This window comes from Candidatus Eremiobacterota bacterium, assembly GCA_031082125.1.
Classification (GTDB): domain Bacteria; phylum Vulcanimicrobiota; class CADAWZ01; order CADAWZ01; family Ess09-12; genus Ess09-12.
In genome coordinates this window covers 49,689-65,958 of the sequence record JAVHLM010000014.1, presented here as the reverse complement: position 1 = coordinate 65,958, position 16,270 = coordinate 49,689, and the positions used below count along the sequence as shown (strand labels likewise).

The 16,270-nt window shown below is 56.7% G+C and carries 14 protein-coding genes; 8 read left to right on the top strand and 6 right to left on the bottom strand.

Annotated features, from left to right (window positions below):
• Positions 1-833 (top strand): annexin (locus tag RDV48_16155; GenBank protein ID MDQ7824336.1); only part of this gene is annotated, 833 nt, incomplete at its 5' end.
• A gap of 41 nt (positions 834-874) precedes the next feature.
• On the opposite strand, the gene RDV48_16150 is transcribed toward RDV48_16155, so the two are convergent.
• The 3 genes from RDV48_16150 to RDV48_16140 all read right to left on the bottom strand — a co-directional run bounded on the left by RDV48_16150 (position 875) and on the right by RDV48_16140 (position 5,531).
• Positions 875-2,662, bottom strand: coding sequence for a carbon starvation protein A (locus RDV48_16150; protein MDQ7824335.1), 1,788 nt, complete (start codon positions 2,660-2,662; stop codon positions 875-877).
• A 259-nt stretch (positions 2,663-2,921) separates the two neighbouring features.
• Complete coding sequence (locus RDV48_16145) at positions 2,922-3,842, bottom strand: hypothetical protein (protein ID MDQ7824334.1); 921 nt, start codon at positions 3,840-3,842, stop codon at positions 2,922-2,924.
• 144 nt (positions 3,843-3,986) lie between these two features.
• Positions 3,987-5,531 carry an ABC-F family ATP-binding cassette domain-containing protein gene (locus tag RDV48_16140; protein ID MDQ7824333.1) on the bottom strand — a complete coding sequence of 515 codons (1,545 nt, stop codon included), beginning with the start codon at positions 5,529-5,531 and terminating at the stop codon, positions 3,987-3,989.
• A 302-nt stretch (positions 5,532-5,833) separates the two neighbouring features.
• On the opposite strand from RDV48_16140, the gene RDV48_16135 reads away from it, so the two are divergent.
• Positions 5,834-7,918, top strand: a complete 2,085-nt coding sequence (locus RDV48_16135) for an AMP-binding protein (GenBank protein ID MDQ7824332.1) — start codon at positions 5,834-5,836, stop codon at positions 7,916-7,918.
• 9 nt (positions 7,919-7,927) lie between these two features.
• Positions 7,928-9,001, top strand: a complete 1,074-nt coding sequence (locus tag RDV48_16130) for a hypothetical protein (GenBank protein MDQ7824331.1) — start codon at positions 7,928-7,930, stop codon at positions 8,999-9,001.
• A 5-nt stretch (positions 9,002-9,006) separates the two neighbouring features.
• Here the strand turns inward: RDV48_16130 and RDV48_16125 are convergent, their stop codons facing one another.
• On the bottom strand, positions 9,007-9,441 hold the full coding sequence (locus RDV48_16125; protein ID MDQ7824330.1) for a hypothetical protein: 435 nt from the start codon (positions 9,439-9,441) through the stop codon (positions 9,007-9,009).
• Positions 9,442-9,735: 294 nt separating this feature from the next.
• Between RDV48_16125 and RDV48_16120 the strand changes: the two genes are divergently transcribed.
• The 4 genes from RDV48_16120 (at position 9,736) to RDV48_16105 (ending at position 13,619) form a co-directional block, all read left to right on the top strand.
• A complete protein-coding gene (locus tag RDV48_16120) occupies positions 9,736-10,635 on the top strand; it encodes a hypothetical protein (GenBank protein ID MDQ7824329.1) in 900 nt (299 codons plus the stop codon).
• Positions 10,636-11,550, top strand: a complete 915-nt coding sequence (locus RDV48_16115) for a hypothetical protein (protein MDQ7824328.1) — start codon at positions 10,636-10,638, stop codon at positions 11,548-11,550.
• Positions 11,551-11,648: 98 nt separating this feature from the next.
• A complete protein-coding gene (locus tag RDV48_16110; GenBank protein ID MDQ7824327.1) occupies positions 11,649-12,635 on the top strand; it encodes an alpha/beta hydrolase-fold protein in 987 nt (328 codons plus the stop codon).
• A 72-nt stretch (positions 12,636-12,707) separates the two neighbouring features.
• Entirely contained in the window at positions 12,708-13,619 is a 912-nt protein-coding gene (locus RDV48_16105) for a hypothetical protein (GenBank protein MDQ7824326.1), read from the top strand.
• Between the two features lie 12 nt (positions 13,620-13,631).
• Here the strand turns inward: RDV48_16105 and RDV48_16100 are convergent, their stop codons facing one another.
• Positions 13,632-15,176 carry a PQQ-binding-like beta-propeller repeat protein gene (locus tag RDV48_16100; protein MDQ7824325.1) on the bottom strand — a complete coding sequence of 515 codons (1,545 nt, stop codon included), beginning with the start codon at positions 15,174-15,176 and terminating at the stop codon, positions 13,632-13,634.
• A gap of 262 nt (positions 15,177-15,438) precedes the next feature.
• Here RDV48_16100 and RDV48_16095 point away from each other — a divergent pair, with 262 nt between their 5' ends.
• Positions 15,439-15,867: a tetratricopeptide repeat protein gene (locus RDV48_16095; GenBank protein ID MDQ7824324.1), complete on the top strand. Its 429-nt coding sequence runs from the start codon at positions 15,439-15,441 to the stop codon at positions 15,865-15,867.
• Here RDV48_16095 and RDV48_16090 read toward each other — a convergent pair.
• Positions 15,845-16,039 (bottom strand): hypothetical protein, encoded by a 195-nt coding sequence (locus RDV48_16090; GenBank protein MDQ7824323.1) that lies wholly within the window; start codon positions 16,037-16,039, stop codon positions 15,845-15,847. The two genes, RDV48_16095 and RDV48_16090, sit on opposite strands and share 23 nt — an antisense overlap.
• Positions 16,040-16,270: the final 231 nt, after the last annotated feature.

Here is a 16,270-nt window from a genome sequence, read left to right as displayed (position 1 = left end):
ACTCACTGGAAGATGACGTCAAGGGGGACACGAGCGGCACTTACGAAACCGCCCTCCTCACCATCATTAATAACGCACCCCCTGCCACGGCTCCCGCACCTGTGGCAACACCCGCGCCTGCACCGGCTCCGGCTCCCGTGGCGCCTCCAATACAGGCATCACCATCGCCGGTACCTAAACCCATGCCACCCACTCCTACACCAGCGCCAAAACCAGCTCCCATACCAGCGCCACCACCTGCGCCTGTACCGGTTCCCTCAGCGCCACCTACAACACCTGCACCTCTTCCGGCACCTGCTCCTGTGGCATCTCCACAATCCATGGCACAGGCCAACGAAGCCCAGGCTTCAGCACGGGCAGACGCCGTGGCGCTCCATAACGCCATGGCAGGGGCGGGAACCAACGAGACGGTCCTCACCAACATACTCTCCTCGAGGAATAACAGCCAGATCAGGCTCATCAAGGAGGAATACCAGAAACTCTACGGGCGCTCCCTGGAAAACGACGTGAAAAGCGACACAGGCGGGAACTATGAAACAACCCTTCTGAAGCTCCTTGAAGGGGGGCGGAGCACCGGGGCAGCCGGCAGCGCGGAGGCCAGAAGCGATGCGGCGGTCCTCAATAAGGCGATGAAAGGATGGGGAACCGACGACAAGACCCTTATCAGCATACTGGCCACAAGGAACAGGGAGCAGCTTGACGCCATAAAAAACGAGTACAGAAAGACTTACGGCCATTCACTTGAGGACGACATCAAGGGTGATACGAGCGGATCCTACGAGACACTGCTCCTTGCCATCATAAGCAACGCGCCGTCAGGCAGCAGCAGGTAATACTTCCAAAAATCACCACGGAGCCATAAAACGGGAGTGGTTCAGTTCGAATCACTCTCTTTTATTTCCGCGGGCCTTTCCTTCAGCGACCGGGACCACACCCTTATGGAGTCTGCAATAATCACCAGGGCCAGTAAAATCATTATGAAGGTGAGAACAATATTGAGAGTCATGTGCTGGGGCACATAAATGTTCCTTATGTTCATAATTCCCGCCACGACAGTCGTCACTGCCACGTATATGAAAGGGATGAGCGTCACCCATATATACCTTGCCTTGCCGCTCCTGATGATAAGCGTCGTGCCAAGGGCAAGGGCTATGGCCGCAAGGAGCTGGTTGGCAACGCCGAACATGGGCCAGATGGAGGATATGGTGCCTTCATAAAGAAGGAGCCCCCAGGCGAAAGATACGACAAAGGATGTTCCCACAATTCCCGGAAGCCACTGCATGTCGGTGACCTTGGGCCAGAAGTGCCCTGCAGTCTCGGTGAGAATATACCTGGCCACCCTTGTGCCGGCGTCAATGGTCGTGAGAATGAAAAGTGCCTCGAACATGATGGCAAAATGATACCAGTATTTGAGAAGCCCCGCCATACCGGGGATCTTGTAAAACACGGAAGCCATACCCACAGCAAGAGAGACAGCCCCGCCCGTGCGGTGCATGAGCTGCTCTCCCACGAGCTGCTCAAAGAGGGGAAGATGGACCACCTGGAGACCCAGGCTTTTCCATCCCTCCAGGGTGGCATTCATGGCGAAGTAGTCATTCACGTCCAGAGCCGTCGTGGCGAGAAGGGCAATCAGGGCGACGAAGCTCTCGGTGATCATGGCGCCGTAGCCTATGAAAGGGATATCGCGCTCCCTGTCCACCATCTTGGGCGTCGTGCCCGATCCGATGAGGGAGTGAAACCCGGAAATCGCCCCGCAGGCGATAGTGATGCAGACATAGGGCCATACAGGCCCCGGGATCACAGGCCCCCCTCCATGGATATACTTCGTCAGGGCAGGCATCGAAAGCTCGGGGTTCACTAAAAAAAGCCCCAGGGCGAGGAGTCCTATGGTGCCGATCTTCATGTAAGTGGAAATATAGTCCCTGGGCGCAAGGAGAAGCCACACGGGGAGCGCCGCGGCAAGAAAGCCATAACAGGGCAGCATAATCTTCAGCGCATTCTCGTTGTAAGTGAAGAGGTAAGCCCATGACGAGTGGGCAACGGCAGGGCCTGTAATGACGGCCAAAAAGAGGAGTACGATGCCGATAACAGATCCTTCACCTATTTTACCGGGCCTCCAGCGAAACATCCAGCACCCCACAAGAACGGCGATGGGAATTGTCATGAAGACGGTGAAAAAGGCCCATGGGCTGCCCTTGAGGGCATTTACGACAGCGATGGCAAGCCCCGCAAGCGATACGACGATGATGAAAAGCGTGGCAACTGCCGCTGAGACACCGGTGACGGGCCCTGTAAGGCTCCCCGCTATCTTGTAAAGGGCCTGCCCCCTGTGGCGCACCGAGGCGAAAAGTATTATCATATCGTGGACGGCGCCTGCGAAGACACCGCCCAGAAGTATCCAGATCGCCCCCGGCAGATAGCCGTACTGGGCGGCAAGCACAGGCCCGATGAGAGGCCCGGCGCCTGCAATGGCAGCAAAATGGTGGCCGAAGAGCACCCAGCGGTTCATGGGAATATAATCGCGGCCATCTTTCAACTCGTGGGCAGGGGTCACCTTGGTATCATCGATAACGAGCACCTTGGCTGCAATGAATGCCGCGTAGTACCGGTAGCCAAGAGCAAACAGGCAAAGCGCGATGACGAGGATTGGAACAACATGCATAAATCGCTGCCTCCTCTGGAGAAATCTGGATTTCTCCCCGGGCTCATCCTATTCCTTCCGTACCAGCCACACTGGATCCTTGGTGACGAGGAGTTATATTCTCTCATCTGGATCAGTCTTTCCTGGAGAGGTTACAGATATACTGACGTCAGGCGTGCTCTGGAGTACGATCGGGAACGGCAAGGCCCGTGGTGATAAAGGGAGGAGTTCGGCGGCAGGAACTGGGTTCCATGAAAGAGGCTGCCGGGCAGGCAAAAATCTACGCTACTTTGTCCCCCGCCATGGCAAAGGCGTCGGTGAGCCTGTCGCCCCAGTTATCAGTGCCGTCAAAGGCTTTGGGATCGCCGTAGTTGTCTTGAGTCACGTCCGCATCCTTCGAATAAGTCTCAGGGCCGTCCACATAGAGGGCATGGACGCCTTTCGTCCTCGCCACGACTGCATCGTAGTGCCTGTATTCATCTGCATCGAGGGGATCATCAAGCTTCTTTACATTGTTCTGAAGGCCAAGATAGCGCGGTGCATCGAAGGTATCAATGCCGTCATTGAGGAGATCGCAGGCCTGCTGATAGGTGATCTTTTTACCGTCGCTTTTCCCGGTATTTTCGATATCCATCTTTCTTTTCGCCATGGCGGCGTAACAGAGGTTGGCATAGTCCTCCGTATCGCCATTCTTTCCCTGGAAGTAAGAGTTTTTGAGGGCGGTCTCATACTCATCTCTTGAGAGTGCAACCTGTGAACCATCGCGGAGCGTGAGGTCAAAGCCCTTTTCCCTGTCGCCCTCCTGTCTTTTGAAAACCTCGTCACCAAAGACGTCAATACCTGCCTTGATGGTAGCGATAGAAGCGCAGTTTCCTTCTTTTCCCTGGCCGAATGAAAAGGGGCCGCTCTCTGGGTTATCATGGTATTTTATCCACTCCCTGATGCCGCCGGTGGCGCTGTACAGGCTGTCGTAAATGGTGGTGGTCACGCCCCATGGGTCAAGGCTGCCGCCTTCAGAGGAAGCTTCACCGGAAAGGGCTTTCTGTGCGGCAGGCGAGAGCGATAGAGACTCTTTACGATCAGATGAGAGGAGATCTGCGGCCTCCGCGGGATTTTGAAAAGAGGAAAGAGAAGGTCTCTCAAGCCTTTCGGCATTTAACGATGCGGATTTTGATGCCAGCCAGGAAGGTGAGGTAATCATAGCTCCCCCTTGACGATCTGCACTTTTCTCTCTCCCCCCATAGTACCAGGTTTTGGCCCGGGATATGTTAAATTTTTTCGCTCATTTCATGGGATATATTGCCATGATATGTCAAAAAAAGAAAATAAGTAACATTTAAAGTTCTCAGCCGCTCCTTTTCTCCAGGTAATATGAAAAATTACCCCTGTACTCATTGACGGTCCCGCCCTCGATGGCAAGAATTCTCGCCGCGATCCTGTCAAGCATGTAACGATCGTGAGTGACCATAATGATGGTGCCGTCGAATGGCTCCAGGGCATCCTCCAGGATCTCCGTCGTAGAGGCATCGAGATGGCTTGTGGGCTCATCAAGGATAAGGACCTCTTTCCTGCTCCCGTTAAAGCAGGCAAGGGCCAGGCGCGTTTTCTCCCCCACGGAAAGAGAACTGATTCTCTTATGTACGTCATCGCCGCGGAAAAGGAAAAATGCCAGGACCCGGCGGGCTTCCCCGCGGTCCAGGCCTCCCTGTGCTTCCATGTATTCAAGAAGCGATGCGCCCGGGTTCATCTCTTCAAAAACCTGGGAGAAATACCCCACTTTCTCACGGTCCTGGAGGAACGCCGTCCCTTCATCGGGCCTCTCAAGACCAAGGAGGATTCTCAGGAGCGTCGATTTTCCCGATCCGTTTTTCCCGACAATCCCCACCTTCTCCCCCGCTGTGATGGTAAAATTCACCTGGTGGAAAAGAGGCCTCCCGCCATAGCCCTTTGCGATATTTTCAGCCTTGGCCGCAACTCTGGAGGTAGCAGTGCCCTGGAGCCTTATGCTCACCTGGTCTGCCTGCCAGGGCTTGTCTGTCTTCTCCATGTGCGCTATTCTCTTTTCCAGCGCCTTCGCTGTTTTCGAATGCCTTGTGGCTCTTGCCCGGTAAAAATCATTGGTCGTCTCGCTGTTGACACTGTTGCTGAACTGCCTCTGCTGCCTTGCCCGCTCCGCAAGACGCTCTATCTCATGCTTCTGCATCGCATGGTCAGCACGCTGCCGCTCCAGGGCCGCAGCTTTTGCTGCGCGGTAAAAAGAATAATTTCCCCCGTATTCGTTGAGGCTGCCCCTTTCAAGCTCCACTATCCTTGTCACGACCGCATCAAGGAAGAAGCGGTCATGAGAGACGATTATCATGGCCTGGCAGTGGCTTTTTACAAATTCCTCTATCCACTGGAGTCCTTCAAGGTCCAGAAAGTTGGTGGGCTCGTCCAGCAGAAGGAAATCGGGCTCCCCCAGGAGGAGTCCTGCAAGGGACAGCCTGGTCCTCTCGCCGCCCGAGAGGGATGAAGGGTCAAGCCCCGGGGGGATATGACTGAGGCCTGTCTCGGCAAGAGCTTTCTTTATGAGCGCTTCAGCCTGCCAGCCAGGGGGCGGCACTGGCCCGGGAAAAGACTGTCCCAGGTGCTCCCCGATGGTCCTGGTTTTTATCTCGGGCCACTGGGGAAGGAACCCTACCCGGCCCCCCCTGGGCATGAGACTCACCGAGCCTGCATCGGATTCTTCAAGCCCCGCAAGAATTCTCATCAAGGTGGACTTGCCGCAGCCGTTAAGGCCCACAAGGCCCACCTTCTCGCCATAGGAGACCTTAAACGATGCCTCATCAAGCAGCATTGATGAGTCGAAGCTTTTCGCAAGCCCCTTTGCTTCAAGAATTGATTTGCTCATGGAAACCTCCTCAGGGAAAATAAAAACAGCATAAGGTGTCGTGGAATCAGAGACTGACTGTTCTGTTTCCGCTTATGCCGTTATTTTCACCTGAAGAATTGCTGCCTTTGCGAGAATAAGTACCACTGATATTATAACGGGAAGGTCTGGACCTGTCAACAGGCGTCGGTGCCTCCCCTGCTTTTTCTTGAGATATCCATAGTATAGCCCATGGCTCCCGCGAAAGGTCTTCCATACCCTGTGGAGAATCAATATCACAGACTATGGAATGATCCATAGAGTGACGGAAGGGGAGATAAGGCATGAGCAGGGAGACTATGGGCAGGTTGCTCGATAATACCGCAGCAGCATGCCCCGATCATACCGCGCTCATCGTGCACCGGTCCGGTTACCGGTGCACTTTTGATGAACTCAGGATCGTGACCGACAGGGCAGCAAAAAGTCTCATGGCTCTCGGCGTGGAGCCGGGCGACCGGGTTGCCCTATGGGCTCATAACATTCCCGAATGGATCGTCATGCAGTTCGGAGCCGTCAAAGCGGGAGCCGTGGTGGTGACACTCAACCCGGCCTACCGCCACGCCGATCTGGAGTTTACGCTGAACCATTCGTCAGCAGGAATCCTGGCCCTGAGCGAGAGCTATCTGAAACAGGGAGACCTTCTTGAGATCGTGGACTCCATAGCTCCGGAGCGGCAGAAAAGCGCGCCGGGAAAGCTCAGGACACTCCGGCTGCCGGCCCTGCGCACACTGATCAACCTGAAGAACAATTCATGTGAAGGCCTCTTCCCATGGGAGAGGTTCCTCTCCCTCGGCGACAGCGTGGGAGAGAGCGCGCTCCGGGAGCGGCAGAGCCAGAGCTCCCCGGACGACGTGGCCCAGATCCTCTTCACCTCGGGGACTACCGGTTTCCCCAAGGGGGTCATGCTCACTCACAGGAATATGACGGGGAACGTGCTCTCTGTTGCGGAAGTCATGGATTTCACCGAGAAAGACACGCTGTGCCTCCCGGTGCCCCTCTTTCATTGTTTCGGCTCCGTGCTCGGCTCCCTTCTCTGCCTGTCCGCGGGCGGGACTCTTGTCATTGTCGAGCACTTCCAGCCGCGCACGGTCCTTGAAACCCTGGAGGCCTGCCACTGCACCGCTGTCTACGGGGTGCCCTCAATGTTCATCGCCCTTCTCGAGGAGCAGGGAAGGCACCGCTGTGATCTCTCGTCGCTGCGCACGGGAATTACCGGAGCCACCGTCTGCCCGGCAGAGCTGATGAAAAAGATACTCTCCTCCCTGGGTATCAGGGACCTGTGCATCGCTTACGGCCTCACTGAAGCTTCCCCCCTCATCACCATGACAAGGCGTGATGACAGTCTCGAAATACGGACTTCCACCATAGGCCGGCCCCTTCCGGGAATCGCCGTGAAAATCGTCAATCCCTCCTCAGGAGAGGAAATGGGAGACGGAATCCAGGGGGAGCTCTGCTGCAAAGGCTACAACGTGATGAAAGGCTACGACAAGGCCTCCGAAGCGACGGCACGCGTCATAGACAGGGAAGGCTGGCTTCACACGGGAGACCTGGCCATGCGCCTCAGCGACGGCACCTACCGCATTACCGGCCGTGCCAAGGACATGATCATCCGCGGCGGAGAAAATATTTATCCCCGCGAAATAGAAGAATACCTCTTCACCCACCCCGACGTGGGAGACGCCCAGGTGGTGGGCGTGCCTTCGCAGCGGTGGGGAGAGGAAGTCGTCGCCTTTGTGCGGCCCAGACCCGGGAGCTCCCCTGAAGAAAAAGAAATCAGGCAGTTCTGCCAGAAATCCCTCGCACGGAGCAAGGTGCCCTCCCATGTATTCATTGTCGATTCCTTCCCTGTCACTGCAAGTGGGAAGGTTCAGAAGTTCAGGCTCCGGGAGCGCGCGATGGAGCGCCTGGGCATAAAGGCCGACGACACGGGGATCCTTCAGAGAACCGCCACAATGGCGCTCACGCCGGGAGAAACAGGCTCAGAGTCCATCTTTGATTTCATTGATGTGCATATCTCGCCCTGGGGTATCGCCCTGTCCATGCTGATGAGGTCGGCGGCGGCATTGAACGAGATCCTGGAGAGCGCAGCTTCGCTGAGGCTCACCCCGCATATGGAGGCACGCTTTACTTTCAGTGATTTCAGCCTGGCAATGGATGTCACCTACAGGGGAGCGCAGCTGCCTCTTTCCCGGCAGCTGCCTGAGTCGCCGGCCATCGAAGATATTGAAGGAAGCATCATCGGGCTTTCCTCCCATCTTATCCGTTATTACAGCGACGGCCTTGAAGTGAGCGCCGAGGGCGGGCTGTGCCGTATTCAATGCTTCTTTCAGGACAGGGACAAAACTCTGCAGGACGCTCAGAGAAAGTGAGATTCACCAGTGATGAACAAGGCGGAGGCCATTGAGAAACTGAGAGGAGAGGGGCATTCGGTCACCCCCCATGAGCCTTTTGAAGTAGATTCCTTCAGGCCTGAGGACGCCTGGGGCATAGCCCGTATTTTCTATGCGGTGTACGGGGATCAGTACCCCGTCGATACCTATTATATTCCCGGGAAACTCATTGAGGAGAACGAGAATAAAAGTGTCCTCTCTGCCGTCGCCCGCACCTCATCAGGCGCTATTGTAGGCCACGGCGCCATCTACCGGAGCTCCGCACCCTGTGAGGGAACCTGTGAAATCGGGCAGTTCATCGTGCACCCTCTTTACCGCAGGAGCCTTGCCATGCTCAAGATCCAGAATTATCTGCTGGACAGAATAGCCCCGGCCCATGAGCTTTGCACCCTCTTCGGCGAGGCTGTCTGCCACCACCTGATCACCCAGAAACTCTCGATACTGGCCGGATACCACGAGACTGCGATTGAAGTGGGCCTGCTGCCTGCCGCTACCTATCAGTGCAAGGATTTTCCCGAAGACAGGATATCGACACTGCTCACCTTCAGAGAGCTGCGGAAAAAAAGACAGATCATCCACATCCCTGAAGAGTACAGGGAGGCTCTGGCCTTTGTCTTCGACGGTATGGATCTGGACAGGGATTTCAGGGAGGGCGATCCTTCCATGCCCTCGGCAGAGACGGAGCTCACCACCCAATTCTTTGATGATGCTCATGTGGCGAGGGTCCGTGTGTCGGCTGCGGGGCGCAGCTTTGAGAAATCAGTGGGGAATTTTGAAGCCCTCGCTGCCAGGAAAGGAATAAGAGTCATGCAGTTCTGCCTGAACCTCGCGGACAGCGCTTCAGGATATGCCGTCAAAGTGCTCCGCTCACGGGGCTATTTCCTCGGAGGATTTCTTCCCCGCTGGTTTGATACGGACGGGCTGCTGCTCCAGAAAGTGCTCGATCTCCCGGCTTATGACTCGATAAGGCTCGCGTCTGACAAGGCACGGAGAATTCTAGAATTGATAAAAAAAGACGCGGCAGAGAATCCCGCCTGCGGCGAAGTGGCAGGAAAGTGGTAAAGCCCCTACCTGTCGCGCTCGACACGCCATCCCGGCTTTGAATAATCCCGGCAGTTCGTGCCGGGAAGTGTCGGGTAAAGAGTGCCGTTATCCCACCTGAGTCCCGGCTTGGAATAGTCTCGGCAGCTGGTCCCGGGAAGAGTGGGATACATTGAGCCGTTCTCAGTCCGCCATCCCGGCCTGGAGTAATCACGGCAGCTGGTCCCGGGAAGAGTGGGATAGACCGAGCCTTTATCCACCTGCCATCCCGGCCTGGAATAGTCACGGCAGCTTGTCCCGGGAAGGGTAGGATAGACCGAGCCTCTGTCAATCCGCCATCCCGGCCTGGAATAATCGCGGCAGCTTGTCCCGGGAAGGGTGGGATAGACGACACAATCATCGCTGCACGCGCACTCCCCCAGTGAAACTAACAGCAAGAGCATGACAAGAAACACTCTCATGGCTCCTCCTTGGTGACGGCCCTTCCAGGCCCATACTTGGATAACGCTTTTCCGCAGAGAGCGAAATCCTTTCATATATAATTATACTCCCGCCGGCAAAAAGTGACAGGCTGAATAACTGATGCGGGCTGCTGTGCCTCGAAGGGCAAGCGTATCCGGGAGCCGCCTGCCCCGGGGCAGGCGGTTTTTTTTACAAAATGTTATCCTTTTTAAAGATTTGTTCATAATTTTCCCCTCCCTGCTTTGCTATAATGATACCAGGGATTTCATGCTTGTTTTCCGGGAGGGATTGCAATGGCAGACGATGATATGACAGTGGGAGAAATAGGCAGCGGCAGCTCGGAAAGCTCTTCGATACAGCGATCCAGTACCCCGTATGAAGGGAGCCCTGCAGGAGGTGTCTCCACGGCAGGCGGCGCGCTGGAGACGGAAAGCGGCTCCGGTGAGTATTCCCCCTCGCTGAGCTCAGGAGTCACCCTCTCCAGTGAAGCCCGGAACGGAGAGAGCTCCACAGGCTCGCCGGCTCTTTCCAGCTTCGCGAGCACCTGGAACGACGCGGTCAGGTCTCCCGGAGAGAATTCCGATAAAAAGGTGAATGAGTCAAAAGAGGCGGCAGAGGCGCAGAACAGCGCATCTGCGCCTTACCAGTCCCAGTCACCGCCATCTGCCAGTGATATCTCCGCCGACAAGAACGCCTCCCAGGCCCGCAGCGAAGCCGGAAAAATCTCTGAGATAGATAAACAGGGCGAGTCGTCACAAAGCACCGATTCAACGAGCAGGGGGCTCTTCAGCAACCTGAGACAGAGATTCCAGGGGAGAATGCAGGGCTCTTCTTACCAGTCAGGCTCTTCCGGGGGCGGCGAGGCTGGGAGCTCCTCTCAAGGCATCTCTCAATCCGTAGGGGCGGCTGCAAGCGGAAGCCCAGCCTCCATACTGGGCGCCGCAGGCGGAACTACCGGTGCGACAGGACTTTCTCCTTCTTCCGCCAGCGCTTCAACGGCAGCAGGCATTCCAGGCACCGCGCAGCAGCAGGCTTCTTCATTGCGGGCCGCGGCGGCATCCGTGCAGAGCCAGGCATCGGCATTATCATCTCATCCTTTTACTGCACCGATGGGTGCAGCGATGAGCGCTCAGGCCGGGTCCATTGAGAATAAGACAGCCTCCGTGGAGCCAGGGAAACAGGCGGCGGAGTAAGTGCTGATCAAGCACGGCGCCGCCCGAAAGGAGAAAAGCCCCGGATTCCTGCACCGGCATCATCACTCAGGGCTCCTCCTGGGATGCCTGCTTATTATGCTCACAGCCCTTCGATCAGATGTTTTTGCAGACGACAAGGCCCCTGAAATATTTCACTTCACCGATGCCCACCGCGCCATGCTGCGGGAAGCGAGGATGGTCTGGGATCCCACCGAGAACGGGGCGCCGACGGTCCACCCTGCGAAGCCCTTCGGCTCTGAAAATCTATATGGTGACATAGCCCGTATATGCGGCCTCACAGAGGATCGGGGCAGCCTTAAATCATCCGGCACTCAGCACCCGGAGACTCGAGCGAAGGCTGAAAGCCTTTTCACCGGGCTTCTCCCGGCAATGCAAATATTGTTAAGCCATGGGGCACTGAAGGAAGGCACCTACACCCTCCGCGTGAGAGAGCCGGTGCTTCTTGTGGAAGGCCTGACGCAGGTCGATTTCGTGCGTTCCGAGGAAGCCGGCAAGGTAGTCGCCATGCCTGTCCCCCGCCTTCGAGACAAAAGCAGCTTTCACTTCACAGACGATCACAGGAGGCTTGTCGTCCTGGCCTCTTTCATGCTTGAGCCGAGCCGCTGGGCGGAAGATAGCCCTGGAGTCTGCCATCCCGTTCCTGCCCTTGACCCGAAGCGACCTTACGGCGACATGACCTATTATCCTCTTGATATCGAGGCGGAGCTCAAGATTCCCCTTGACAATCCCAGGTATGATGACAATACTCTGCCTTTCAGCATTCCAAAGCTCAGGAGGCTGGTGAAGCTCCACCTGGACATGCTTGCGGCACTGCATCTCTACCTGCAGGAGGCAGAGGTCAGGACCGGAGAATATGTGAGAAAAGAAGATTCGGCGGAGTGGCGGAAGCCCTGAAAGCCGATGAGACAATCGAAAAGTTCACAATATGGCAATCCCCCCGGAAGCCTTTTTGTGATATACTGGAGAAGCAATAAGTGTGAGGTATTGTTCTCATGGAGATAAAGGGAAGCTCTTTTCATTCCCCTGCGCCTTTGCCGAAGGTCATTGAAGGCAGTTCCGACGGCGAGGGCCTTTGCATCCGTCAGGACTCGGTCTCCCTGGGAGCCGAAAGCCCTGACGGCAGCGCGCCATCCTTCCTGAAGAAAGCTGCCGGCATCCCCGCCACGGGAGGCACATACACGGGAGACGTCAGGATCTTCAATGACTTTCACTCTGAAATCCTCGGCAACGACAGGAATGTCTATGTCTATCTTCCTCCCGGCTATGAGCAGCACCCCGGAAAAAAATACCCCGTCCTCTACATGGCCGACGGCCAGAATGTCTTCAACAGCGGGACGGCTTTCGGAGGGGTAGAATGGGGCGTCGATGAGACTGCGGAGCGGCTCATCAGGGAAGGAGCCCTCAAGGATGTGATAATTGTTGCCGTGAGCAACACCAAGGACAGGATGAGCGAGTACACCCCCGTGCCCGATCCCGTCCATGGCGGGGGAAAGCTTCCCCAGTACGCCAGGTTTCTCACCGAAGAGCTCAAGCCCTTTATCGACAGCACCTTCAGGACGTCACTGAAACCTGAGGAGACGGGGATAATGGGCTCGTCGCTGGGAGGCCTTTCAGCACTCTATCTCGGGTGGAAATACCCCGCTACCTTCGGCCTCGTGGGAGCCCTCTCGCCTTCGATATGGTGGGCCGGGAAGCAGATCGTCGATATGATAGCGGAAGACCCCGCCTCGAAAGGGCCCTCAAAAATCTGGCTTGACATCGGCACCAGGGAGAGCGACCAGGATGACAACCAGAACGGCATCTGCGACGCCGTCGAGGACACGCGGGATATGGGGAACGTGTTCCTCAGGAAGGGATATGCCTTCGGCAAAGAGCTTTTTTACTTCGAGGACCCCGGCGCCACTCACAACGAATGGTCCTGGTCACAGCGTGTCGATAAGGCCCTCACGGCCCTCTATGGCAGGGAGCAGGAACAATAAGGCCTGGGCTTGCCAGGCAAGCGCTGCCCGCGGCAGGAAAGCCGCGGCAGTAATTACGGGAGGAGAGAAGTCATGGACCCTATCAAGCCTGTCAATCAGAAAACAAGCTGGCCGGCCGGAACCCTTCAGGGATTTGGAACCCTCAGGGAAGGGCCTGCTGAAGATCCCCGCGACATCCTGGAGAAGGGGCAGCCTTCACCCTATCCGTCAAGAAGTGAGATTCTCCGCTACAAAGCGGCCCATAAGACCGCATCCTCTGAATCCGAGGGCTTCCACCTCTATTCCCACCGCTCACACATGGCCTGCCTGGGTCTGGCGCTCGCCCTCCTGGGCTTTGCCGGTGTCGGCTGCGCCCCGACTGCGCAGGCTGCACCGCCACAGGGGCCCGCGCCCCGCGAGCGGGTTATTGATATGAGAAACCCGGTGACCTCCCAGAATCCCAATAGATTCCAGGCCTTCCCCCAGGAAGCTCCGCCGCTTGACCCTGGCCCTGCGCCCCGATGGCCCTCAACGATAAACGTCCCCTCGATGCCCTCCATGGAGCTGCCACCAGGCATGGAGATGCCACCCGGCATGGAGCTCCCGCCTGACATGCAGGACTCAGCCAGCTTCCTCCAGCAGATGATGAAGGCCAAGCAGGATGCCCTGAGGCGCGCCGCCGAGGCCAACGCCACCAATCCCGTGAAACCTGACAAAAACGAGGCAAAAACCGGTACTCTCAGCGTGAATGCCCATGGCTACGAGCAAAACGGTGAATATCATCCCGTGAAGTCAATAAAGATAACGGAATATGGCAACTACAAGAACAGGACCTCCGAGCAGTTCAGCAACTACGGCCATAATCCCGAGCAGAGCCTCTCCCTGGGAACGGCCAAGGAAGGCAAATGGTACACCGTGACGGTGAATTGGGAAGGCGGCGCCTCGAGGACATACGATGTGAAGATGGACGGCACCTCGGAGACTTTCAACGCGTGGTATAACTGACAGGAGAAGGCTTCACCGGGTATCCTTCTTCTTTATCTTCAGGCCACCGATGATCAGGAACTGGTCTTCTTCGACAATCTTTTTTTCATCAGGCTTTTCCACGGGCCCGGCCTCTGCCATCTCAAGCACTCTTTCCCTGAAGTATTCGGCCTCATGGGGATTTGAAAGCTCCGCCGCGATGCTCTCCCTGGTCTCGCCATCCCTCCTGGGATGCATGAAATAGAGAGAGCCGTCGCGATCCCCGGCGAAAATGAATCCGCCTTTGGGCGTGATGGCGGGTCCATGCCACTGGCCCAGTTCCCCGAGGGGAGCGCTGTCCTCCCAGAGGGTCTTCCCATCGGCGCCAAATTTCCTCATGAACACCGTCTTGTGGTCATGGCCCTGAGAGAGCGTGTAAATCTCGTCGTTGATGACCCTGAAGTCCAGCAGGTGGGAATCTTTTGCATCCTTTTCCCACAGAACACTGCCTGTTTCAGCATCGATCTTCGCAAGCCTGTTCCTGGACCACCCGTTGTCAATGCCATAAAGGGAGCTGCCGTCCCTCGAGGGCTGGAAGCCGTAATATTCCTTGCTGGTGATGGCCCACTTCTGAGTGTAGTTCCCCGGCTTCCTGCTTGAAGGGGTGAGGGCTCTCACGCCGCCCCCCTCGATGTTCATTACCATGGTGGCGTCCTTCTGGAAGACGATATCCCGGGGGCGCCCTTCCATGGCCATCACACCCTTTTCCTTGCCGTCGCGGGAGAATTTATGGAGCGCAAAGGCGCCATGATCATCGGTCACGGCGTAGACGCTGCCGTCGGGGCCCTCGAAGACGCCGTGCTTCTGGAGGTGCGGGAGCTCCCTGTGCCAGAGGGGCCTGTTGGTCGAGGGCTCGAGGGCCACGAGGTAATCCTTGTCATCGGAGGCGTTCTGTGGGGAGAGCACGAAGGCATAATTGGCTTTCACCCCGCACCTGAAGTCGTTGACCCTTCCGAAGTCGGCATGGTACGAGGCAAGGTCCATGTCGGCAACAAAATCGAGGCTTTCATCGAAGGACTTCACGTGGGAGGAGAGGCCGTCGGTGATATAGGTCCTCGAGCCGTCGAAAGATGCGGTGATCCTCTGGGCATACTGCTGGCCTATCTTATTCACGTCGGGCTTTTCAATGACTCCCTTTTCTGGGCTCACGAAGACTGCAGTCCCCTTGAGTGTGCCGCAGTTGTTCCTGAGGGGGAGGATCAGGACCTTGTCGCCGCCGGCGCATATGATCTTTTCATACTCGCCTCTCTCCCCTTCCTCGAGGAGCGGGGCTTTCCAGCCTGCTGAATTCCCGAAGAGCACCGGCGTGCTGGTAAACTTCCTGTCGTTTTCCAGAGCCTTCTCGTACTCCTTTGCTGTGGCCCCGAAGAGGCCCGAGGCTGCCGACGCCGCATCCCGCATCACCGCCGCCGTGCCCGGTGTAAACGAATCCGAAGGCGCGGGCGCTGCCATGTCCTGCCCGGGAGGCTCTCCCTTGGGAGCAAGGGGCGGCATTGCCATCGACGGGCTGTGAGCGGTGCCGGGGGGATAGAGTTCCATGCAAGCCTCCTGGTATCCATATTATATGAATTCCCGGAAAAGATCAAGCCTTTACCGCGGAGAGCCGCTGCATATAGTCCCTTCCAGAAATCTGCTGGGGCCCGTGTAATTGGGCTACCCATCTGAAGCGATCATGCGATTGTAGTCTTTGTATCTCCTGCAGGTGATCCATCACTCCGCGGCCGGCATCCCCAAAAGGCCTGGTGAAAAAGCGGGAACAAAGGGAAAGGGGGAGAACTCTTTCACCATGGGGAGCCTTTTCGTGAGCAGCAAGAAGAGGGAGGCCTGCCTCGCCGAGGGGCTTGAGCGCCTCAGCAGGGAGGACTTCGACGGGGCCATCACCTGCTTTGACCGCTATATCAGGGTCAGGCCCCGCGATGAGCTTCCCTACTGTTACCGCGGCTATGCCCATTTGAAGAGAGGATGCTATGACCGGGCCGTCAGCGATCTTACCAGGGCTATCTCGCTCTGGGACTTTCGCACCTTCATGGTGAGCCTTTATTATGACAGGGGCCGAGCCTTTGAAGGGATGGGCGACCTTGAGCGCGCGCAGGCCGATTACGAGAAGTACCTGGAGTTGTCCGATCCGGATAATTCATGGGATGAGAAGGCTGTGGCTGACGCACGAGGCCGTCTCAATGAAATCTACCGGAAAAAGGGCTGGAATCCTAAGTATCCTTCCTTTTCCTGAAGGGGAAGAGGGACTCCAGGCGGATCTCCTTCAGGAATACCCCGTACTTTTTCATGGAGCCCTCTGGCTTTCCCGTGAGCTCGCAGAGAATTCCCCTCACCTGGGCGGCGCTCTGGTTCTGCGCATACCGCATAAGGGCTTTCAGCCCGATATCCCGCCTTTTTCCTCGCACCGACGCACCGCTTCCCGGAATTTTTCTCTCTTTACCCCCCTTTCACCGCTTTCGCCGGGAAATTTCTGGACTTTTCCGGAAATTTCTTGTATAATTCCTTCGGAAGCCGCGGGGCGCCGGGATCTCGCTTCCTATCCTCAATATCGGGATTGCTTATCTCAAAGGGGCCAGAGGTAAACGCCTTAACTGACGATGGAGTGATGCCTCTCCACGAAGCAGCCAGAGCAATGT